Source organism: Actinoplanes sp. NPDC020271 (assembly GCF_044388125.1).
GTDB lineage: Bacteria > Actinomycetota > Actinomycetes > Mycobacteriales > Micromonosporaceae > Actinoplanes.
Genome location: NZ_JBIRWQ010000004.1, coordinates 218,423 through 239,073, shown reverse-complemented (window position 1 = coordinate 239,073; position 20,651 = coordinate 218,423). Strand labels below are relative to the sequence as shown.

General features: G+C 69.5%; 18 protein-coding genes. 8 read left to right on the top strand and 10 right to left on the bottom strand.

The features are described from left to right. Positions 1 to 44: 44 nt before the first annotated feature. Together ACH442_RS11275 and ACH442_RS11270 are read left to right on the top strand one after the other, a co-directional pair. Positions 45 to 863: a helix-turn-helix transcriptional regulator gene (locus ACH442_RS11275; protein ID WP_396337830.1), complete on the top strand. Its 819-nt coding sequence runs from the start codon at positions 45 to 47 to the stop codon at positions 861 to 863. Positions 864 to 934: 71 nt separating this feature from the next. Next, on the top strand, positions 935 to 1,657 hold the full coding sequence (locus ACH442_RS11270; protein ID WP_396337829.1) for an SDR family NAD(P)-dependent oxidoreductase: 723 nt from the start codon (positions 935 to 937) through the stop codon (positions 1,655 to 1,657). Positions 1,658 to 1,955: 298 nt separating this feature from the next. On the opposite strand, the gene ACH442_RS11265 is transcribed toward ACH442_RS11270, so the two are convergent. Continuing rightward, complete coding sequence (locus tag ACH442_RS11265) at positions 1,956 to 2,606, bottom strand: DUF305 domain-containing protein (RefSeq protein ID WP_396337828.1); 651 nt, start codon at positions 2,604 to 2,606, stop codon at positions 1,956 to 1,958. Between the two features lie 106 nt (positions 2,607 to 2,712). Here ACH442_RS11265 and ACH442_RS11260 point away from each other — a divergent pair, with 106 nt between their 5' ends. Next, positions 2,713 to 4,131 carry an LVIVD repeat-containing protein gene (locus ACH442_RS11260; RefSeq protein WP_396337827.1) on the top strand — a complete coding sequence of 473 codons (1,419 nt, stop codon included), beginning with the start codon at positions 2,713 to 2,715 and terminating at the stop codon, positions 4,129 to 4,131. A gap of 96 nt (positions 4,132 to 4,227) precedes the next feature. Here the strand turns inward: ACH442_RS11260 and ACH442_RS11255 are convergent, their stop codons facing one another. Next, the gene (locus ACH442_RS11255) at positions 4,228 to 6,036 is read right to left on the bottom strand and encodes a diguanylate cyclase domain-containing protein (protein WP_396337826.1); all 1,809 of its coding nucleotides are present in this window, start codon (positions 6,034 to 6,036) and stop codon (positions 4,228 to 4,230) included. A gap of 310 nt (positions 6,037 to 6,346) precedes the next feature. On the opposite strand from ACH442_RS11255, the gene ACH442_RS11250 reads away from it, so the two are divergent. After that, a complete protein-coding gene (locus ACH442_RS11250) occupies positions 6,347 to 6,676 on the top strand; it encodes a hypothetical protein (protein WP_396337825.1) in 330 nt (109 codons plus the stop codon). Between the two features lie 93 nt (positions 6,677 to 6,769). Then, a complete protein-coding gene (locus ACH442_RS11245) occupies positions 6,770 to 7,825 on the top strand; it encodes a hypothetical protein (protein ID WP_396337824.1) in 1,056 nt (351 codons plus the stop codon). Positions 7,826 to 8,275: 450 nt separating this feature from the next. On the opposite strand, the gene ACH442_RS11240 is transcribed toward ACH442_RS11245, so the two are convergent. The 3 genes from ACH442_RS11240 to ACH442_RS11230 form a co-directional block, all read right to left on the bottom strand. Continuing rightward, on the bottom strand, positions 8,276 to 9,100 hold the full coding sequence (locus ACH442_RS11240) for a serine protease (RefSeq protein WP_396337823.1): 825 nt from the start codon (positions 9,098 to 9,100) through the stop codon (positions 8,276 to 8,278). A 243-nt stretch (positions 9,101 to 9,343) separates the two neighbouring features. After that, complete coding sequence (locus ACH442_RS11235; RefSeq protein WP_396338128.1) at positions 9,344 to 9,559, bottom strand: DUF397 domain-containing protein; 216 nt, start codon at positions 9,557 to 9,559, stop codon at positions 9,344 to 9,346. Positions 9,560 to 9,600: 41 nt separating this feature from the next. Beyond that, positions 9,601 to 10,449, bottom strand: a complete 849-nt coding sequence (locus ACH442_RS11230) for a helix-turn-helix domain-containing protein (RefSeq protein ID WP_396337822.1) — start codon at positions 10,447 to 10,449, stop codon at positions 9,601 to 9,603. 251 nt (positions 10,450 to 10,700) lie between these two features. On the opposite strand from ACH442_RS11230, the gene ACH442_RS11225 reads away from it, so the two are divergent. Genes ACH442_RS11225 through ACH442_RS11215 form a run of 3 tightly spaced genes read left to right on the top strand, consistent with a single transcriptional unit; the run spans position 10,701 to position 13,577 of the window. Further along, complete coding sequence (locus ACH442_RS11225) at positions 10,701 to 11,342, top strand: GPP34 family phosphoprotein (RefSeq protein WP_396337821.1); 642 nt, start codon at positions 10,701 to 10,703, stop codon at positions 11,340 to 11,342. Positions 11,343 to 11,401: 59 nt separating this feature from the next. Next, positions 11,402 to 12,946, top strand: coding sequence for an APC family permease (locus ACH442_RS11220; RefSeq protein ID WP_396338127.1), 1,545 nt, complete (start codon positions 11,402 to 11,404; stop codon positions 12,944 to 12,946). Between the two features lie 10 nt (positions 12,947 to 12,956). Then, a complete protein-coding gene (locus ACH442_RS11215) occupies positions 12,957 to 13,577 on the top strand; it encodes a GNAT family N-acetyltransferase (protein ID WP_396337820.1) in 621 nt (206 codons plus the stop codon). Positions 13,578 to 13,581: 4 nt separating this feature from the next. Here ACH442_RS11215 and ACH442_RS11210 read toward each other — a convergent pair whose 3' ends face one another. The 5 genes from ACH442_RS11210 to ACH442_RS11190 form a co-directional block, all read right to left on the bottom strand. After that, the gene (locus ACH442_RS11210; RefSeq protein WP_396337819.1) at positions 13,582 to 14,136 is read right to left on the bottom strand and encodes a hypothetical protein; all 555 of its coding nucleotides are present in this window, start codon (positions 14,134 to 14,136) and stop codon (positions 13,582 to 13,584) included. An 824-nt stretch (positions 14,137 to 14,960) separates the two neighbouring features. After that, complete coding sequence (locus ACH442_RS11205) at positions 14,961 to 15,356, bottom strand: hypothetical protein (RefSeq protein ID WP_396337818.1); 396 nt, start codon at positions 15,354 to 15,356, stop codon at positions 14,961 to 14,963. Further along, the gene (locus ACH442_RS11200) at positions 15,356 to 15,988 is read right to left on the bottom strand and encodes a LysE family translocator (protein WP_396337817.1); all 633 of its coding nucleotides are present in this window, start codon (positions 15,986 to 15,988) and stop codon (positions 15,356 to 15,358) included. The genes ACH442_RS11205 and ACH442_RS11200 overlap by 1 nt, the downstream gene beginning before the upstream one ends. A 223-nt stretch (positions 15,989 to 16,211) precedes the next feature. Next, positions 16,212 to 19,172 carry a glycoside hydrolase family 3 C-terminal domain-containing protein gene (locus tag ACH442_RS11195; RefSeq protein ID WP_396337816.1) on the bottom strand — a complete coding sequence of 987 codons (2,961 nt, stop codon included), beginning with the start codon at positions 19,170 to 19,172 and terminating at the stop codon, positions 16,212 to 16,214. A gap of 202 nt (positions 19,173 to 19,374) precedes the next feature. Further along, positions 19,375 to 20,481, bottom strand: a complete 1,107-nt coding sequence (locus tag ACH442_RS11190) for an ROK family protein (RefSeq protein ID WP_396337815.1) — start codon at positions 20,479 to 20,481, stop codon at positions 19,375 to 19,377. Positions 20,482 to 20,651: the final 170 nt, after the last annotated feature.

The following is a 20,651-nucleotide window of genomic DNA, read 5'->3' as shown; positions in this document are numbered from 1 at the left end:
AGGACGCCCTTCATCCGGGCATCCGGGCACGGCAGACTTGAGTCATGGATCGGGAACAACTGGCCCATTTCCTCCGGACCCGGCGCGAGGCGCTGCAGCCGGAGGACGTCGGACTGCCGCGTGGCCCACGGCGGCGCACCGGCGGGCTGCGGCGGGAGGAGGTGGCGGCGCTGGCCGGCATGTCGGCCGACTACTACGGGCGGATCGAGCAGCAACGCGGCCCGCTGCCCTCCGACCAGATGCTGGCGTCGCTGGCCCGGGCGCTGCACCTGAGCCTGGAGGAGCGGGATCATCTGTTCCGGCTGGCCGGGCACCCGACGCCGCGGCGCTCGTTGCGCGACGATCACATCAGCCCCGGCATGATGCGGATCCTGGACCGGCTCGGCGACACCCCGGCCATGATCATGTCGCGGTTCGGCGAGACCCTGCGCCAGACCCCGATGGCCCTGGCCCTGTTCGGCGACGAGACGCGGCACACCGGGCTGGCCCGTTCCACGGTCTACCGCTGGTTCACCGACCCGTCCAGCCGCGCCGTCTATCCCGAGCGGGACCATCCGACGCACGCGCGGTACTTCACCGCCAACCTGCGCCGGGCCTACACCGCCGACCCGAAGGGCAGGGCCGGCGAGATCGTCAGCGCACTGCTGGCGGTCAGCCCGGAGTTCGCCCGGATCTGGGGCGAGCACCAGGTCGGGCTCACCCACGTCGACCGCAAGACCCTGGTCCACCCGCAGCTCGGCGAGCTCGAGCTGTGGTGCCAGAACCTTTACGACCCCGAGCAGGAACAGGCCCTGCTCGTCTTCACCGCGGCGCCCGGCTCGGAGAGCTACGAGAAGCTCCAGCTGCTCGCCGCCGTCTCCTGAGGTCTCCTGAGCCTCTTCCATCGCGCTCGCCGAGCGCGTTTTCCCAGCACGCGACATTCGAGGGGACCACCATGCCCAAAATCGCCCTGATCACCGGCGGCAACCGCGGACTCGGCCGGGCCACCGCCCTGGCCCTGATCGACGCCGGGGTCGAGGTCATCTACACCCACCGCGGCGACCCCGGCGAGAAGATCGACGCGGTTCCGCTGGAGCTGACCGTCGGCGCGATCGACACCTACGACACCTTCGCCGATCAGCTGACGTCCGTGCTGCGCGACCGGTTCGGCCGCGACGACTTCGACTTCCTGGTCAACAACGCCGGCGTCGGTGTGCACGCCTCGATCGCCGACACCACCGTCGACGCTTTCGACCAACTGCTCCATGTGCACTTCCGCGGGGTGTACTTCCTCACCCAGAAGCTGCTGCCGCTGATCGCCGACGGCGGCCGGATCATCAACATCTCCACCGGGCTGGCCCGGTTCACCGGTGACGGCTACGCGGCCTACGCGGCGATGAAGGGCGCCGTCGAGGTCTTCACCCGATACCTGGCCAAGGAGGTCGCGCCGCGCGGCATCACCGCCAACGTGGTCGCGCCCGGCCCGTCCGCCACCGACTTCGCCGGCGGCCTGCTCCGCGACAACGACCAGGTCCGGGCCCAGCTGTCGCAGGTCATCGCGCTGGGCCGGGTCGGTGAACCCGAGGAGATCGCCGGCGTGATCACGGCCATGCTCGCCGACAACACCCGCTGGATCACCGGCCAGCGCATCGAAGCCTCCGGCGGCATGCACCTCTGACCGAAGATCAACCCCCTTTTCCCGTACGCCCGCAAGAGCCCCGCCCCGCGACCCGCCCTGTCCGGGCCCTCGGCCCCGGTCCAGCTCGCCGCCGGCGCCCGTGCGTGCTCGGCGTGCGAGTGCCGCCCGTCGGCCGGCTCCCGTGCGGGTTCCGCGCGAGGCCGCACGTCGCGTGGCGACCGGGAGGGGTGGCGACCTCGCGGGCGGGGCCGGGCGGGCGCCGGGCCGGCGGTTGGCGGTCAGCCGGCGGCGGACGGGGGCGGGCGTGCTCACGACGTACGGGAAGAGGGGGTTGATCTCAAGCGAGGCCGAGGGCGTTGAGCCGGTTGATCTCGCTGCCCTGCTCGACCGCCGTCTCATTGGCCATTTCGGACAGTCGTTGGTCGGCGCCGCCGCGGAGCAGGTCGCCGGCCATCTGCTGGGCGCCGCGGTGGTGGGCGATCATCATGGTCACGAAGCGGCGGTCGAAGTCGGCGCCGCGGGCCGCGGAGAGCTCGTCGAGGGCAGCCGCGGACTGCATCCCGGGCATCCCCGAGTGGTCGTGCCCGGGCTCCGTCTCGAGCTTGCCGCGGTCCCGCAACCAGGAGCGGAGCACTTCGATCTCGGGTTGCTGGGCGGCGCTGATCCGGCCGGCGAGGGAGCGCAGCTCGGCGCGGGCGGTGCGGTCGGGGGCGAGCCCCGCCATCGTGATCGCCTGGGCGTGGTGGGCGATCATCATCTGGGCGTAGGCCACGTCGATGGTGTTGTAGGTCGACCCGTCCGGCGCTCGCACCCGATCGGAGTCGGACACCGCGGCGGATTCCCCGGGGCGGCCGGGCATCACCACCCGCACCGGCGGCGGCCCCGGTGGCGGTCCCACCGGCTTCTCCGGCGCCGGTCGCAGGCCCACTATCAGGGCCGCTGCGATCAGCGTCACACCGGTAAGGCCCATCCATGATTGGCGATTCATCTATCCCCCTCCGGCGGCTATCGTAACCAAAATCATCGATGTCTCCGGCGGCGCGCGCACGTTCACATGTGGTGCTCGCCGGTGGCTCGCAGCCGGAAGGAGCTCCATGAAGCACCTGGCCTCACGAGGGCTGGCCGCGATAACGATCATGGTCGGCCTGGTGATCGCCTCGCCCGCCCGCGCCGGCACGCCCGCCCCGGCGGTTGTGCCCGGAGTGGACGAGATCGTCAGCAGCCCGAACATCGCCCAGGTCGGCCACCTGGACAAGACCGGACCGTTCGCCGCCGAGAACTCCTACAACACCGACTGGGCGTTCCGCGGGAACTACGCGTTCGGCGGCAACTACAACGGCTTCACCGTCTACGACATCACGAAACCGCGGGACCCGAAGATCGCCACCCAGGTGGTCTGCCCGGGCTCGCAGAACGACCTGTCGATCTACGGTGACCTGCTCTTCGTCGCCACCGACTCGCAGCGCACCGACGACTCCTGCAACAGCACGGCGGTGCCGGGCAGCGCACCGGCCGAGACCCCGCGCTGGGAGGGCATCAAGGTCTTCGACGTCCGTGATCCGCTGAACCCGGTCTACGTGGCGGCCGTCAAGACCGACTGCGGCTCGCACACCCAGACGATGGTGCCGGGCAAGGGCCGGGACAAATCGGTTTATCTCTACGTGTCGTCGTACAACCTGTCCGGGGCCAGCGTGCCCAACTGCGCGCTGCCGCACGACAAGATCTCGATCGTCAAGGTGCCGCTGAGGAACCCGGCCGCCGCGTCGGTGGTGGCGACCCCGGTGCTCTTCCCGGACGGCGGCTTCGGCGGTGACGAGGACAGCTCGCCGACCACCGGGTGCCACGACATCACGGCGTACCCGCAGAAGGACGTCGCCGCCGGTGCCTGCATGGGCGACGGCGCGCTGTTCGACATCTCGAACCCGGTGGCGCCGAAGGTGATCACCACGGTCCGGGACACCGCGAACTTCGCGTTCTGGCACTCCGCCACGTTCAACAACAGCGGCACCAAGGTCGTCTTCACCGACGAGCTCGGCGGCGGTGGCGGCGCGACCTGCAACCCGACGGTCGGGCCGAACCGCGGCGCCGATGCGATCTACGACATCGTCGGCCGGGGTGCACGGGCCGAGCTGGTCTTCCGCAGCTACTTCAAGATCCCGCGGGAGAACGCCTCGACCGAGAACTGCGTGGCCCACAACGGCTCGCTGATCCCGGTTCCCGGGCGCGACATCATGGTGCAGGCCTGGTACCAGGGCGGCATCTCGGTCTGGGACTTCACGAACTCGGCGAAGCCGGTCGAGATCGCCTACTGGGAGCGCGGCCCGCTGAGCACCGAACGCCTGATGCTGGGTGGTTCCTGGTCCGCGTACTGGTACAACGGCTACGTCTACTCCAGCGACATCCAGAAGGGCCTGGACGTCCTGAAGATCGACGACCGCCGGCTCCGCGGCGCCGACTGGTTCCGCACCCGCCAGTTCAACGCGCAGACCCAGGAGAACTTCTACACCTGGTGACCGCTGGGCGAGGCCGGTCAGCTGATGCCGGCCGGTCTCGCGCCACGGTCACCGCGCCCGGCACCCGCGCAGAGCACGGCGGGCGGCGGGCGCGGGTCAGGGGAGCGCGGCCTTGCGGTGGTGCTTGCGCTGGTACATCGCGGCGTCCGCCTCGCGCAGCAGCCGATCACCCTCGCCGGCCCCGCCGGTGGCGACCCCGACACTGGCGCCCACGGTCAGCCACTGGCCGCCGATCATCATGGGTTCGGCGAGCACCGCGGTGATCCGGTCGGCGAGCGCCGCTGCCTCCGCGCCGGTCCCGGGCAGCAGCACCGCGAACTCGTCCCCGCCCAGCCGGGCCGCCACCTCGCCGGCGCCGAGCAGCGCGGCGAGCCGCTCCGCGACCATCACCAGCACCTGGTCGCCGGTGTGGTGCCCGTGCCGGTCGTTGATCTCCTTGAACCCGTCCAGGTCGATCAGCAGCATGCCGATCACGCCCGGGCCGGTGGCCGCCGCCTCGTCGATCCGGCGCTGCAGCAGCACCCGGTTGGCCAGCCCGGTCAGCGCGTCGTGGGTCGCCTGCCGCTGCAACTCGTCGTGCAGCGCGCGGGTCTCGCCGGCGTCGCGCACGTTCAGCACGAAGCCGTGGATGCTCGGGTTGTGGTGCATGTCGGTGCTGATCACGTCCACCCACCGGTATGTCCCGTCGGCGTGCCGCCATCGCACCTGGACCGGCACCCCGGTGCCCGAGCCGGCCCGCAACAACGCGATGTGCTGTTCCACCCGCGGCCGGTCGTCGGGGTGCGTGCGCTCCCGCAGCGACGTGCCGACCAGCTCCTCCGGGTCGACGCCGAGGATCTGCCGCGCGGCCGGACCGGCGTACGCCACCACGCCGTCGCGCACCACGACGGTCAGGTCGGAGGCGTTCTGGACCAGCGCCCGGAACCACTCCCGCTGCTGATCCAACTCGGTCATCAGGCGCTCGTTGTCACGCACCGCGGAGAGCTGCCGGGCCAGCACCAGCGCGGTGATCGCCACCGCGCCGACCGCCACACCCCAGGTCCGCAGGCCGGGTGCGCCGTTCCGCAGCGCGTACAGCACCAGCAACTGCGTCGCGATCACGGCGACGTACGGCAGCACGCTCGGGCGTTGCCGCACCCCGCGGGGCGCGGCCGGGTCGAACGGCCGGGTCAGGACCCACTGCAGCCGCAGCGTGACCGCCATCGTCACGCACGGGAGGAACTGGACGACGTACAACGTCTGCGGGCTGATCTCGTCGCCGAACAGCACCCCGGCCACCGACGCCCCGAGCGCGGTGCCGGCCAGGGCGAGACAGCCGAGCACCCCGGTCAGCCGGAAGAACGGGGCCGTCCCGCTGAAGATCATCTTGAGCACGCCGAACGCGATCAGCAGCATCACCACGGCGGTCGCGGCGGCGCCCCAGCGATCGATCGCCTGCTGCGCGTTCAACTCGATGGCCAGCAGGAAGTACCACAGGAACGCGGCCACGCCGGTGAGCACGGTCGCCGCGTCAAGCCACAGGCGCAGCCGTTGCCGGCCCTCCCCGCCGAGCGGATGGCGCAGCGTGGCGGCGACCACGATCACCATGCCCGTCACCACGAAGGCGGTCTGGACGACACTGATGCGAGAACCGGCTCCGGCGTACGTCGAAATCGTCTGGAAGCCGTCGCCGATCGCCGATGCCCCGCAGGCGACGACCACCGCGCGCCAGAACCGCCGACCGGCCGCCGCGACATCCGGATGCCGGGCCAACTGCCAGGCAAAAAGGACGTCCAGTACGTCGATGACGGTCTGCGCGGTCCACGACGTCGCGTTGCCGGCCAGCCCGGTGAGGAAGAGCGGGACCAGCAGCAGGCCACCGAGCACGACGGCGAGCAGCACGGGGTCGCCGGCTTGTCTCCGCATGCTCACTCCCGAGGTCTCCGAGGTCCGGACGGTCCCATCGGCCCGCGACGGGCGGACGTGAGCGAACTCCTTCAAATCAGCCTCAGTACCCGTTCTGATCTACCCGGAAATCCCCCATACTGTCTCGAACCGTGCCGCTGCCCGGCACCGACGACCCGGGCCGGTTTCCTCGCGGGCGATGGAACCGGCCCGGGTCCCCGCTCCCTCCGGCCCGGCCCGTGGCGGCACGGTCCGCCACCTGCGGGTGAACCCGAGCGCCCGGCGCGCCGCGTCCCGCGGCCGACCAGCGTGGACGGTTACCTTGGCAGCCATGACGACGACCGCGCACCGCACCTCGGTGTTCCGGTCGTTGCCCGCGCTCCTGGCGCTGCTGCTGGCCTTCGTCGCGGCTCCCGCCGCGCCGGCCGGTCTCGCACCCGTCGCCCACAGCGCTTCCGTTTCCGCCGCGGCCGCCGTCACCAGCGCGTCCGCCACCTCCGCCGCGCCGGCCGCCGCACAGGCCCCCGCCCCGGCCGAGGTCACCGCACCGCCCGCCGAGCCGGTCTCCGGCCGCCCCGTCACCGACCGCACGCGCGCCCTGTCCGCGCAGCGCTCGGCCGGGGCCGCGGGTTCGCGCGCACCGCCCCGCACCGCCGCCTGACACCCTGGAGAACGGCCGTTCGTCGGTCGTTCCGGGGTCGCGTGCACGTGCCCGGCCAGCGGAATCCTCAGACGAGCGGAACGGAAGACACTCATGAACATGGTTGCCGAAATGCTGCTGCACGAGCCGGCTCCGGTGGCGATCTGGGCCGCGCTGTGGCTGGCCACCGTGCCGGCCATGGTGGTCCTGGCCAGCCCGGCCGGGGTCCGTAACCCGGGGCGTGCACTTCGCGACGCATGTTCGTTCCTGATCGGCCGTCCCGTTCGTCGCCGGGTGCTCCCGGAACCCGCCGTCATCGACTTCTTCGCCGCTGACGCGACCGGCGTCCCCGGCATCACCTACACCGTTTTCGCCGCTGAAGCTGCTGACGACGGTCAGGCCGGTGTGCTTCCGGCCGCTTCCGTCCGGTCCGCCGAGCCGGCCGCGCCCGCCGTTCCCGGCGGCGAGGTGGCCGCGGGCGCCGCCTCTGACCTTGCCGACCACGAGTCCCACCGGCGCTCCCGGCTGGGCCGCTTCCTGTACCGGGCCGCGAAGCGACGCGAAGAACGCCTCCGTCGCGAGGCCGAGGCGATCCGGTCGGTCCGCTACGCCGACGAGGTGCGGATCGCCGCGGAGAGCGCCGGGTACGCCGCCGACCGCTGGCAGGAACACTGGGAGTCGGCCGCCGGCCGGGTCGACGCCACGTTCCGGGCCTGGCAGGCCGCCGACACCCGGGTGCGGCGCAGCCGGCAGGCGGCCGCGTTCCACACGCCGGCCACCGAGCAGAGCCCGGCCGAGTACGCCGACCGGGAGCGTTTCCTGCACCTGGCCGTGCGCGCCGCCGCCGAACGCGGTGAGCTGCCCACCAGCGCCGTGGCCGACGCTCTGACCGGCCGCGGCGGGTGGGACGCCCGCCTGCACCCGGTCGACCAGGAGCTGGTCATCCAGCGGGCCTGCGCCGCCCACCTGGAAGCCGTCTGGAACCGCGCCGTGCAGGCCGAGGCGCGAGCCTGGGACGACGCGCAGACCTCCCGCCGCAACTGGCAGAGCCTCTGCCAGGAGGCGATCCTGGCCGAGGCCCAGGCGGCGGCGGTCCACCACCTGCTGCCGCCCGAGCCGGTCACGGCGCCGCCCGCGCCGCATCCCGCGGTGCTGGCCCAGATCGCCTGACCGGATCTGCTCATCCGCCCACGGGGCCGGGCGGCACCGCCGAGCCGGTCGACCGTGCCGGGCGCCAGGTGCTCATCCGGTGGTCCGGCCGGGCGCCAGGTGCTCATCCGGTGGTCCGGCCGGGCGCCGTCGCCGATCCGGTCGCCTGTGCCGGGGCCGTTGTCGATCCGGTCGCTCCGTGACTGCCCGTCGGCGGCCGGCTGCGGCATTGATCGAGCCCGGCGCACGCCGTACGCGCAAATGAATCTGAATGTCGACGACCGTGAGTGGCAGCCCGGGCCGCGCCGGACGGTTCTTGCGGAATCGGTGAACGAACGGCGCGCCCCGCACCGGGCCCGCGATTTCTCCGCGGTTGTCGGCGGCGGCCGATGGCGGATCGCGGTCGGCGGTGCGGGGCGCGGCGTGGTCCCGTGCCCGGCCGGGGGACCGCCGGCCGGGCACGAAAGAGGGCTACGGCTTGGTCAGCAGGCAGCCCGACTTGGTCAGGTCGATGGCGCGGGTGCTGGTCAGGCAGGTGGTGAACCAGTACGTCTGCTCGCCGTAGCTCTGCCCCTGGTACACGTGCGTGGTGCCGTTCGCGTCGACCTCGCACGGGTTGTTCAGCGTGCACGATTCGCCGTCGTCGTTACCGGTGTTGTTGATGCCGACGATCTGTCCGCTGCTCGCGTCGACGATCGGCGAACCGGACGTGCCGTGAATGGTGTCGCAGTCGGCGTTGTAACGGATCGAGTCGTGCCAGGTCCACTCGTCCTCGCGCAGCGTCGGGACGAAACCGTTGATCGTGCAGTTCCAGATCTGCTTCCAGTAACTGGACGGGATGCTGATGTTCGTGCCCGCGGCCGGGTGACTCGCCGAGATGGTCAGCGGGGTGGCGCCGTAGTTGCTCGACAGCGTCGCGTACGTGCTGGTCAACCGGTAGAGGGTGACATCGGTGCCGGTCATCGTCGCGTAGAGGATGCGGTCGGCGCGGACCGTGGCGAGCGCGCGGCCGCTGCTGTTGAGCAGCGTGCCGGAGCGGCTGCTGGTGCGGTTCTGCAGAACGGTGCCGGCGGGGATCAGGCCACCCTCGTAACAATGTCCGTTCGTGAGCATCATCGCCCGGTCCGTGCTGACCGAGGTGGGGTAGCGGACCAGTGATGCGGAGCAGTTGCTGAGGGTGATCGTGTTGGCCAGGGTCACCGCGCTGACCGCCTGGGCGGGGGTGGGTCCGGCGAGGACTGCGGTGGTGGCCGCGACGGCGGCGGCCATGACGGCGACTGCGCGACGTAGGCGCATGCGAGGGTCGTCCCTTTCTGTGAGGTGACGGAGCCCAGCCGAGTGGGCGGGGATCGTCACCGCCGGTCTGACGGTGCCCGTACCCTCGCATCGGCTTACTTCTATGTCAACGGTTGTGAATCCTGACCGATAACGAGCATGCAGAAAGCCGCAACACCCGGATGGGCGTTGCGGCTTTCTTTCAGATCATGCACCGAAGAAGTTCAGCGAGACCCTTCCGTCGGTGCGAGCCTATCGGTAGGCTCACGGGGCGATATCGAATTCGCCGTCCTTGGCAGAGTCCACGAAGGCGGTCCACTCCGCCTGCGTGAACATGAGAGCAGGGCCTGTCCGGTTCTTACTGTCACGGACGGCGATTCCCTCATCGAGCATTGCGACCTCGACGCAGTTGTTGCCGCCGTTGCCGTTGCTGCGACTGCCTTTTTTCCAGACGGCACCCTTGAGCTGGTGCGCGAGCAATTCGTGCACCTCCCTCCAATATGAGAGTGTTTCGGGAGTCGCTAAGCGCCGAGCAGACTCTCGATCATCTTTATGGTGGTGCGATGGTCGAGCGCCCTCGTGCTCAATCGCTCGAACTCCTGCCTGTACCGGGCAACCTCAGTCGGCTGCTCCTCGTAGTAGTCTCCCGCAATGCCTTCGAGGTAGACAACATCCAAATGGGTGGTATCCCGGTATTCCAAAAGGGTGACGGCACCGCCCAGGAACGAATGTTCACCGGCGCTGAACGGCAAGATCTGTAATGAAATATTGGGCAATTTAGCTGTTTCAATCAAATGCTCGAGCTGGGCTTTCATCACATCCTCGCCGCCGATCACGCGGCGTACCGACGATTCGTCGACGATCGCGGACAGCTCCAGCGGATGCTCGCTCCGCAGCCGGCTCTGCCGCGTCAGCCGCAGCGAGATGCGCCGATCGATGCGCTGCGGCGGCTCGGCCGAGCGACCGGTACTGATCAGTGCCCGCATATACGCCTCGGTCTGCAGCAATCCCGGCAACAGGATCGGCTCCCAGCACCGCATCGACGTCGCGGCCGCCTCCATGCCCACGAAATTCCCCGGGCGCATGATGTCCTTGTAGTCGGTCCACCAGCTGCGCTCCCGCGAGGAGCGGGCCAGCTCGACCAGAGCCTCCCGGTACTCCTCGTCCTCGACCCGGTAGAGGGTCAGTAGATCTCGGACATCGCGCGGCGTCACGGCGACCCGCGCCGTCTCGATCCGGGTGACCTTGGCGGAGTGCCACTCGAAATGCCGCGACACGTCCTGCTGGGTCAAATGGGCCGCCTCGCGGCATCGCTTGAGTTCCACCCCGAGCCGGCGGCGGCGGAGTGTCGGACCCTCAATATCGGACACCTAAGACTCCCTAAAGGTGCTGAGGAGGCTGATATTACGAGTGTTCCTCATGATCCGGTAACCCCCATTCATGATCGACTATTGATGATCACGAGAGGAGGGTGCTGAGCAGCGGGGCCTGAATAAGAAGTCTAGTACTTCTTGCATTGACCTTGTTGTTGGGGACATGATGCCGAGGACATCGAGTTCTGTCTTGTTTGCTACACAGGCAAAATGATCATTGGAACTGGCGTCTAAGGGGCGTGGCGCAAGTGTTGGCTGACCAGTACTACCTGATCGCACACGAGGACCGCACCGGGCGGTCCAGGCTACATCCCCGTGCGACCGGCCTGGGGCTGGCCGCCGCATTACTGTCCGAGCTCGTCCTCGAAGGCCGCATCGGCATTACCGACGGCGACCTATTCATCATTGACCAGCATCCGCCGCGTGATGCACTGTCGCACGACATTCTTGATCTCCTCTGCGCGCAGTCGCAGCACCGGGATGTGCACACCTGGCTGGCATTCCTCGCGCAGGATTCGGCCCTGCGGGTCGCCGAGCGGTTGATCCGGGTCGGCGCCGTCGAGGCGATCACCCGGCGCCGGATGCTCGGGGGCACGCAGACGCTCTACATGCCCAACACCGCACGGCAGCGCAATGCCGCGGCCTGGGCCTCGACCCGGATCGCCAACATGCTGGTCCGTGGTATGGAGCTGAGCGTCGCCGACCGGACCCTCGTCGGCATCGTGGTCGCCACGGGACTCACCCGGCACGTGATGTACGGGTTCGAGATGTACCCGCACATCTACCACGCTCTGCCCAACATGATCGCCTCGCTCCCCGATGACCTGCGAGAACTGGTCGAGTGCACCGAGTCGTCGGTGGGCTCCGCGCTTGCGGTGGGGCGCCGGTGAGCCGGGGCCGGCATCAGCGCCGCCGCGACAACTACGAACAGTGGGCCGGCCGCGTCCTGATGGAGCAGCGCCGCGCCACCGCGGCGGAACCCGACCTGATCAGCAGCGCCCTGGCTCGCAACCGGCTCGGCATTCCGTCGGTCGTGTTCTTCGGAGTGGCCGGCGCAGCGCCCCTGACCGTGGTCATCGGCGGCATCTCGACCGTTTACGCGGTGATCAGCGGCTCGGTCGCGGCGCCGGTGGTGTACCTGGTGGTCGCCGCGATCCTGTCGTTGTTCACGGTGGGATTCGTGGCGATGAGCCGGCACATCGTCAACTCCGGCGCCTTCTACTCCTACATCAGCCAGGGCTTCGGCCGGGTGCTGGGTGTCGCCGCCGCCTTCGTCGCGCTGCCGGCGTACTCGATGATGCAGATCGGGTTGTTCGGGCTCTTCGGCGTGGTCACCGCGAGTGTCCTGGCGGCCCTGGGCATAACCACCTCCTGGGTGCCCTGCGCGCTGGTGGCCTGGGCCCTGGTCGCGGTGCTCGGCGTGCTCTGGGTCGACCTCAGCGGCAAGGTGCTCGGTGTCCTGCTCGCGCTGGAGATCGCCGTCGTCGTCATCTACGACTCGGTGATGATCGGCAACCCGGCCGGCGGTTCGGTCACCTTCACCACTCTCAACCCGGTGCAGCTGTTGACGCCCGAGGTCGCCGCGATGCTGGTGCTCGCGATCGCGGGATTCGTCGGTTTCGAAGCGACCGTGGTGCTCTCCGAGGAGGCCAAGGACCCGAAGCGGACGATTGCCCGGGCGACGCACATCTCGGTCATCATCGCGGGTCTGCTCCTCGGCATCTCGGCTTGGGCGATGTCGGTCAGCACCGGCCCGGCCCGGATCGTCGCGGTGGCTCAGCAGGAGAAGACGAACCTGGTCTTCGCCCTGGTCGGGCCACACGTGCCGGAGATCCTGGTGACCATCGGCTATCTGCTCTTCATGACCAGTATCTTCGCCGCGCTGCTGGCCTTCCACGCGGCGGTCGCGCGGTATCAGTTCTCCCTGGGACGTGAGGGCGTGCTGCCGAGCGTCTGGGGATACACCCACCCGCGAACTGGTGCGCCGGTGGTCGGGTCAATCGCACAGAGCGTGCTCGCTCTCGGCGTGATCGTCCTCTACTCGTTCATCAACGCGGACCCGCTGGTGTACCTGTTCGCCTGGCTGACCACGATCGGCGGCCTCGGCGTGCTGATCCTGATGTGGGCGGCGTCCGCGGCGGTCATCGCGTTCTTCTTCAAGAACCCCGGGCGGGAGAACCTCTGGCGGTCGAAGATCGCTCCGGTGCTCGCGTTCTTCATGCTCAGCCTGGTGCTGGACGCGACCGTGATCGGGCTCGGCGACATCCTGCAGGTGCCCGAGGGCTCGACCTTCCGCTGGATCTTCCCGGTGGGCTACGCCGTGGCCGCGGCGCTCGGCATGTGCTGGGCGTTCATCATGCGGCGGACCAGGCCGCACGCCTACGCGGTGATCGGGCGCGGCGGTGACGGCCGTGCGCTGATCGAGCTGCCCGAGCTGGCCCGCCCGCACTCGCACTCCGTTCCCGTCAACAGTCAGATGCCGTCGATCAGGTAGGGACTTCTCCATGACGTACGCCATCCAGGACCTTGTGATCAGGCACGTGTCGCCTCTGGACACCGCCGAGATCACCGAGCTCGTGGCCGATGCGATGTGGGACGGCCCGGTCGCTCGCTGGCTCCACCCGGATCCGATGATGCGGCGCCGGAACGCTTCCCGGTACTTCGAGATCTTCGTCGACTACGCGGTTCAGTACGGCGAGGTGTACAGCACGTCGGACGCGGAGACCGGGCGGATGGCGGGCGTCGCGCTGTGGTTCCCGCTGACCTCGCTGATCCCGCCACCGGCCGACTACGACCGGCGGGTCAAGGAGGCGAGCGAGGACGCACATGACCGCGTCCTGAAGCTGGACGCCGCGCTCGAAGCCCACCATCCGCTCGATCCGCATCACTACCTGGCGTTCCTGGCCGTGCGTCCGAGCCGGCAGAACCGCGGCATCGGTGGCGCGCTTCTGGACCGGCATCACGCCCGGCTCGACAGTGCGGGCATTCCCGCCTATCTCGAGGCGAACGACCCGCGCAATCGCGATCTTTACCTTCGTCACGGCTACCAGGTCCGGACCGTGATCGAGCTGCCTGACGGGCCCCCGCTCTGGGCCATGTGGAGGCAGCCTATGGCCCGAATCTGAGGGTTCAGGCAGCAGCCGGGAACTCGTAGGACCAGAACTGTTCCTCGTCCATCCGTTCGGCGCGAATCACCCCGCGTGCGAATCGGCCGAGGATCCGTTCGGTGGCCTTGCCCATGTTCCGCTTGCTGTCGTTGTACCGGCAGAAGTCGAGAGCGATCATGCCGTTGTTCGCGGAAGCAGTGTGGTACATGGCTTCCATCAGCTCGAGCAGGGCACGGGACCCACGGGCCGCACGGTCGACCGCTACAAAACCGGCGTACCAGATGTTCCGGCCATGGTAGAGCTCGGGCCAGCGGCGTTCGAAGTACTCCGGTGAGATGAGAGGCATGGCGCGCAGGTCGTTGCTGAAGGTGGACAACCCGCGCAACGTGCCGTCGTCGTCGTAGCAGAGGTACTTGTCGATCCGCAGGTCGCGCATGACCTCGTCGAACTCGGACCGGTACATGAGGTGTCGTTGCACCGCAAGGGAACGCATCTCTCCGAGTGCTCGCTCGTAGAGTTCCCACGCGGCCACGTGCATCTCTTCATCGGTGATCTGGTCGATGACTTTGATCTGCATGGCTGCCCCGCTTCATCGCACTTATGTCGATCGATGACAGTTGACCATCAGACTACGAAGAGCAATGGCTCCGGGACAATGCGTTCCCGGTAAATCAGTGTGCCAAATTCCAGAAAGGAGGGTCATTAGCGGAACTGCATGCAACTTGCAAATTAGCAGGTTGAAGGCCATGTCGAACCCGATCGAGCTCCCGCTGGAATTGGTTCCGGGAAAGGTTCGTATTCCGTGGATCGGCCTTTTTGCGGAATACTCCGAGTACTGGACTCCGTGCGCTGAACGCGGAGTGTTCACCTATGTGCGACCTGGCGGGATCCCTTCGACGACGGAACGGGTCCGATGCGGCTGGACACTGCGGGCCGTCCCGGCAGGCGTTAGTCCCCCCGCCGCCGAGATGGCCCGCATCTATGTGCACCGATTGGCGTAGTTCAACGTCCGAACATGATCTGCTCGAGACCGAGCCCCCGTGCTGGCGAAGGAGCGCCATGCTCGGCAGGTTGTTGAGCCTGGCTCCGACCGCCACCCTCGCTCTGGTCGAGCCGGTCGCTGCCGGCGCCGCGCCGCCCTGGTGAGCAGGCGGCCGTCGCCGCCATGCAGCCCGGCTGGAACCTGGGCGACACCTTCGACGCCAGGCCCGGATCAACCACGTCACCATGATGCTCGGGGACAACGGCCAGCACCTCGACCGCACCGCGCTGACCTGGCGGGACCCGGAACTCTAAGCACAGCTGCGCTCCGGTTGGCGCACCCGATCCGGCACCGCTGCCAGTCCGCCGGAGCGAGAGCAGCGGGCGGCCGGCTGAACGCGGCCCGGCTGGACATCACACCTAGCGGCGGCGGCTCCGGAGGGCGACAGCGATCGTGGACGCCACCGACGTGGCGATGGCGAGACCGACGAACAGCAGGACGGTGCCGACCGCGAAGAGCCCACTGTCGTCGTGGGCCGCCGCGGTGACGGTCCAGGCGGCGGTGAAGGCCACGGTCAGCGCGACCGAGACCAGCACCGGCCGGATGCCCGCGGCCACCGCCCCGGCGAAGAGCGCGACGAGCGTCAGCGCACAGCCGATCACCTGCCACGCCTCGTAGGGACCACTGGTCGTCGCGGTGGCCGGATCCGTCTGATACTGCCGGTCCCACCCCATCCAGCCGAACCAGCTGAGCGCGGCGAGAACCGCGACCGCGATCGTGCCGCCGGCCTGCACCGACGCCCGTGCATACCGCATCAGGCGCTGGTGGCGGCGAGCCGCAGGCCGAGGGCCACCATCACGGTCCCGGTGGCGGCGTCGAGCGCGCGGCGGACCCGCGGCCGGGACAGCCCCCGGCGCAGGGCGGCGACCAGCGTCGCGACGACCGTGAACCAGGCGACCGTGACGACCACAGCGACCGTGGAGAGCAGCAGCACGTCATCGGGGCGACCGTCGACCGGGACGAACTGGGGGAGGACCGCCATGAAGAAGACACCGCACTTCGGGTTGAGGACGTTGCAGAGCAACCCGCCCCGGTAGGAGACCCGCAGGTGAGCAGCGGCCACCCGATCCGCTGATACCGCCGGCGCGGCGCCACCCCGACGCGCCGCGAGCAGGGCGGTCACGCCCAGCCACAGCAGATAGGCCGCACCGGCGAGCTTGACCACGGTGAAAGCCACCGCCGAGGCCTCCAAGAGCGCGGCGACACCCAGCGCGGCGGCGACCGACCAGACGAACACGCCGGTCGCCACGCCCAGCCCGGCCACCACGCCGTGCCGCCGCCCGGCGACCATCGAACGCCGCACCACCACGGCGAAATCCGGCCCGGGCGACGCCGCGGCCAGCGCGATCACCCCGGCGAATGCCGCCACCTGCCCCGTAGTCGTCATCGTTGTCTCCCCGTTCGGTTCCTGCTTGCGCCCACGACTCTGCCAGGCGAACGCGATCACCGGTGGCCCTTCTTTCCCGCCTGTGGACAACGCGGAGCCGCCCGAGCGGAGCTGTGGACAACGCGGAGCCGCCGAGCGGAGCTGTGGACAACGCGAGGCCGGCCGGGCCGAGCTGTGGACAACGGGTGGCCGGCGGGCGGCTGTGGACAACCCCGGCAGCCGGTCAGGAAAAGGCTAGGGTTGCCACCGCGATGCCGGGCTGGTCGAAGACGACGAAGACATCGTGCACGCCACTGACCGGGCCGATCGGCGCCCGGGCGGAGGCGACGTCGAAACGGCCGCCGGCCTGCGGAATCGTGAGAATCGCCAGGATCGGTCCGGTGAACGGATCATCCAGGCGCAGGGTGACGGTGGCGCTGCCGCCCGCGGAATCAGCGAACGATGCAACCTCCGGCGAGGTGACCGGCGACGAATCGATGAGGGAGGTGAGGCCCGTGGAAGCGAGCACGGAGATCTGCTGAAGGCCACCGTTCAGGTCGACACCGGCGAAGAGGGCCCAGGCATCGGGTGCGACGCTGCGCAGCGCCTCGCCGGGTTCGGCGGCGATCGCCACGGGCGTTGTTCCGGCGTACGCATCATTGTCGATCAATCGCAAGCCGGAGCGGGCCGTGCGTGGCGGGATCACCTCGCCGCGGACGCGTAGCGTCGCGGTCAGCGCCCAGTCGAGGCTGGAGCGGCCGACCGCGATGGTGTGCGCCGCCTGCTCGACCACCCAGCGGGAGCGCGTGACGTCCCAGAAAGCCAGCTCGGCGACGTCCAGGGTGAATGAGACACGGGTGCGTTCGCCAGGTGCGAGGTGCACGCGCCGGTGCTCACGCAGGCGGCGTAACGGCTGCTTGACCCGGGAGTGCTGCTGCCGGGTGTAGAGCTGCACGACCTCGTCGCCGGGGCGCGTGCCGACGTTGATGACGTCCACGCTGACCGTGACCGTGCCGGCCGGATCCACCGAGAGCACGCTCTCGACGGAGGTGGGAGGGGAGGGGGAGGGCCCCGAAGCGGTGACACGGAGATCGGCGTACTGGAAATCGGTGTAGCTCAATCCGTGACCGAAAGGGAACAGCGGCGTCCCCCGGTAGTACAGATACGTCGCGTCCGTCGCGATGATGTCGTAGTCCAGCAGCTCCGGCAGTTCGCTGTCGTCGGCATACCAGGTCTGCGTCAGCCGCCCGCCCGGTTCTGCCCCGAGCAGCACGTCGGCTAGCCCCGCCCCGTGTTCCTGACCACCGTGCGCCGACCACACCACAGCCGGCAGATTCTCCTTGGCCCAGCCGATCACGTAGGGATAACTGCTGGTCAAGATCAGGACGGTACGGGGGTTGGCCGCCCGGACCGCCCGCATCAGCTCGTCCTGGCCGCCGGGCAGGTCGAGGTCCCGCCGGTCGATCGTCTCCCGTCCGCAGACCATCGGGTGGCTGCCGAGGGCGAGCAGCACGACGTCGGCGGAAGCCGCCACCGCCGCGGCTGCGGTGACTCCGTCCACCAGCACGTCGACGGTGAAAACCGTGGCGTCGGCCAGTTCGGGCGCGTCGGGGCGCACCAGCTCGTCCGTGCCGGCTCGCAGGAAGTTCCCGGTCTGCAGGTGCCGCAGCGCCACGCCGCCCGGGGAGGTGCCCGCGGGAACGAATTCGAAGGTTTCTTTGACCTCCCACCCGTTCGGTCCGGGCTGGTCGTCGCGGAGCACGTCCCCGTCGTAGCCGAGGTAGCGGCCGCTTGTCACGGCCCGCAGCGAGATCGTCTCCTGCCCCCAGTCGAGGACGTCGAAGAGCGATGCGGCGTTCCCGATCCGCAGCCCGTCGTCGGAGGTGACCAGTGTGCCACCCGCGGCCCGCAGCGACACCCGGTCGACGCCCTCGTGGAAGAGCACGTCGCCGGGGGACGGATGGGATGTGCTGTCGCCCGGGGACCAGCGCGACAGCACGTCGTTCAGGGAGGAACGCAAGGTCTGCCGGTACGGCGGCGTCCCGCTGTACCAGTCGTCGAACACCGCGTCGCCGAGTGGCCCGATCACCGCGATCCGCCCGGCCGTGGCCGGGTCCAGCGGCAGGATCCCGTCGTTGCTGAGCAGGACTACGGAGGCGCGTGCCGCTTCCCGGGCCAGTTCCCGATGGGCCGCGCAGGCGATCACGTGGGGGCCGGTGTCACGGTACGGGTCTTCGGCCGGGTTGAACTCGCCGAGCCGGATCCGTACGGACAGGATGTGCCGTACCGCCGCGTCCACGTCGGACTCGCTGATCAGTCCGCGTTCCAGCGCCGAGGTGTACCGGGCGATGGTCGGCGCGGCGTCGTCGCCTTCTTCGGTCACGCAATCGATGCCGGCGCGCAGCGCGGCCGCGAAGCCGGCCACGTGGTCGTCCTCCCAACGCTGGTCACCGGCGATGTTGTGGACCGCGTAGGCGTCGCCGACGACCATCAGGTCGTCGGAGGACCAGCCGCGCAGCACCTCGTTGATCAGCGGGCTCACGTGGGTGGGCCGTCCGTTGATCAGGTTGTAGGACGCCATCACCGCGACTGCCGCGCCGGCTTCGATCGCCGGTCGGAAGGCCGGCAGCTCGTATTCGTGCAGCACCCGTGGGGGCAGGTTGCTGCTGGTCAGGCACCGCTCGGTCTCGTTGTTGTAGGCCAGGAAGTGTTTGAGGGTCGGCGCGGTCCGCAGCCATTGCGGGTGGTCGCCGCGCAGCCCGCCGGCGTATGCGGTGCTCAGCATCCCGGTCAGCCACGGGTCCTCGGAGTATCCCTCTTCGTTGCGGCCCCATCGGGGGTCACGCAGGAGGTTGACGACGGGCGCCCAGACGTTGAGGCCGACGCGGTCCGGGTCGGCGTGGTGCATGGCGCGCACCTCGGTGCCGACTGCTTCGCCGACCCGTCGGAGCAGGTCCGGGTTCCAGCTGCTGGCGAGGCCGATCGCCTGGGGGAAGACGGTGGCGGTGCCGAGCCAGGCGACGCCGTGCAGCGCTTCGGTGCCGGTGCGGAAGCCGGCCATGCCGAGTGCGGGGACGGGTGCCTGGTGCTGGTGGAGCAGGGCGATCTTCTCGGCCGGGCTGAGCCGGGCGAGCAGGTCGGAGACCCGGGTGGCGAGCTTCTGCTGCGGGTCGCGAAAGACGACGCGAGAGGGGGATTCGGTCATCACAACGTGTTCCTTCGGGGCCGTGCCCGGCCGTTGGAGCGCTCCCAAGTCATGCGTCGAAGCGCTTCGATAACCGAGCGAAGAAATCCACGCGAGTGGTTTCGCGAATGTTTCGGACGAAGTTCCCTGAGGCTCGCACCCTCCTCAGGACTAGGTCAAGGTGCGGCAGGCATGTTTGGTCATCGATCGTTACATCGATGAATCAGCCGACCGGCTGCGGGATTCGTCCCGTGTCGACCTGATCAAGATGGGACACCGCACCGCCCAGGGCGGCGGCATGCAGGCCCAGTGTGGACGCGATCAGACCGCACTCCGGGACGGCCGCGTGGCGGCTCAACTCGGCGGTGGCGGCCGGGATCAGCCAGTCGGCGAGCGTGGCGTAATGGTCGCCGAGGACCAAGACATCCGGGCTGACCAGGTTCGTCAGGGCCGCGAGGCCTTGGCCGAGGTAGGTGCCGGTGTGGGTCAGCGCGGCCAGGGCCACCTCGTCGCCGGCCCGCGCGCGGGTGGCGACCTGCGCCACGGCGGGGCCGAGGTCGATCAGGGCTGCCTGATCAAAATCGGGCAGCGCGCGTCGGACCAGTGGCTCGATCCCGGCCTGGTCCTGCAGGGTGGGCGAGCCGGCTGGGCCCAGCGTGAAACCACCGAGCCGGCCGCCGCGGACGACGTGACCGTCCAGGATCAGGCCGGCCTCCAGGCCGGCGACGCCCGCGACATAGGCCAGGTCGCGACCCGGCTGTCCGCTCTGCCGCTGCTCGGCGACGGCGGCCAGCGTCGCGTGGCCGGCGACGGTGACGACCAGGTCCTTCTGGCGCAGCGAGCCGGTGAGCAGCTCACGCAGGTCGGGGGAGGGCGAGGCCACGGTCAGCCCGAGCAGGTGGCGGCCCTGCTGACGGACGCGCGACGCGGCCCGCTGGGCGAGCGCGACGATCTCGCTGTTCAGCCGGCCAGGCTGGTACGCCCGGTGCCACAACAGCAGTTGATCGCCCGCATAGTCCACGGCCAGGGCTGTCAGCTGTCCGGACGCGATCTGGAGGCCGATCGCCGCGTAGGCCGAACCGTCCAGGGCCAGCGCGGTTGCCGGCCGCCCGATCCGGTTGCCGCTGAGCCCGGTCTCCCGGAGCAGCCGGTGGCCGATCAGATCACCGGTCAGGCTGGAGACGGTTGCCTTGGTCAGCCCGGTCGTCGCCGCGATGGCGGCGCGTGAGCTCGGGCCGTGGGTGCGCAGATGGCGCAGCACCACCGCGAGGTTGGTGGTGCGCACGTCCGCGAAGTCGGCCGGCTGAGGTTCGGCCCGGGTGGTGGTCAAGTCAAGCTCCGCTCTCCGGTCACCGGCTCAATGCTGTGAACAATCTTGCCGCATCCCGCCGTGGGTGCGCTCCCACCCGCACCTTGTCGGGTTGCGCCGCGTCAGTTAGCTTGTCTTCGATGCACTTAGTTTAGAGCCTGGACAAACTAAAGCCTAGAAACACTGTCAAG

Bases quoted from the DNA above. Each gene is read 5' to 3' on its own strand.
- ACH442_RS11275 (WP_396337830.1), top strand. From the start codon at position 45: ATGGATCGGGAACAACTGGCCCATTTCCTCCGGACCCGGCGCGAGGCG.
- ACH442_RS11270 (WP_396337829.1), top strand. From the start codon at position 935: ATGCCCAAAATCGCCCTGATCACCGGCGGCAACCGCGGACTCGGCCGG.
- ACH442_RS11265 (WP_396337828.1), bottom strand. From the start codon at position 2,606: ATGAATCGCCAATCATGGATGGGCCTTACCGGTGTGACGCTGATCGCA.
- ACH442_RS11260 (WP_396337827.1), top strand. From the start codon at position 2,713: ATGAAGCACCTGGCCTCACGAGGGCTGGCCGCGATAACGATCATGGTC.
- ACH442_RS11255 (WP_396337826.1), bottom strand. From the start codon at position 6,036: ATGCGGAGACAAGCCGGCGACCCCGTGCTGCTCGCCGTCGTGCTCGGT.
- ACH442_RS11250 (WP_396337825.1), top strand. From the start codon at position 6,347: ATGACGACGACCGCGCACCGCACCTCGGTGTTCCGGTCGTTGCCCGCG.
- ACH442_RS11245 (WP_396337824.1), top strand. From the start codon at position 6,770: ATGAACATGGTTGCCGAAATGCTGCTGCACGAGCCGGCTCCGGTGGCG.
- ACH442_RS11240 (WP_396337823.1), bottom strand. From the start codon at position 9,100: ATGCGCCTACGTCGCGCAGTCGCCGTCATGGCCGCCGCCGTCGCGGCC.
- ACH442_RS11220 (WP_396338127.1), top strand. From the start codon at position 11,402: ATGGAGCAGCGCCGCGCCACCGCGGCGGAACCCGACCTGATCAGCAGC.
- ACH442_RS11215 (WP_396337820.1), top strand. From the start codon at position 12,957: ATGACGTACGCCATCCAGGACCTTGTGATCAGGCACGTGTCGCCTCTG.
- ACH442_RS11210 (WP_396337819.1), bottom strand. From the start codon at position 14,136: ATGCAGATCAAAGTCATCGACCAGATCACCGATGAAGAGATGCACGTG.
- ACH442_RS11205 (WP_396337818.1), bottom strand. From the start codon at position 15,356: ATGCGGTATGCACGGGCGTCGGTGCAGGCCGGCGGCACGATCGCGGTC.
- ACH442_RS11200 (WP_396337817.1), bottom strand. From the start codon at position 15,988: ATGACGACTACGGGGCAGGTGGCGGCATTCGCCGGGGTGATCGCGCTG.
- ACH442_RS11195 (WP_396337816.1), bottom strand. From the start codon at position 19,172: ATGACCGAATCCCCCTCTCGCGTCGTCTTTCGCGACCCGCAGCAGAAG.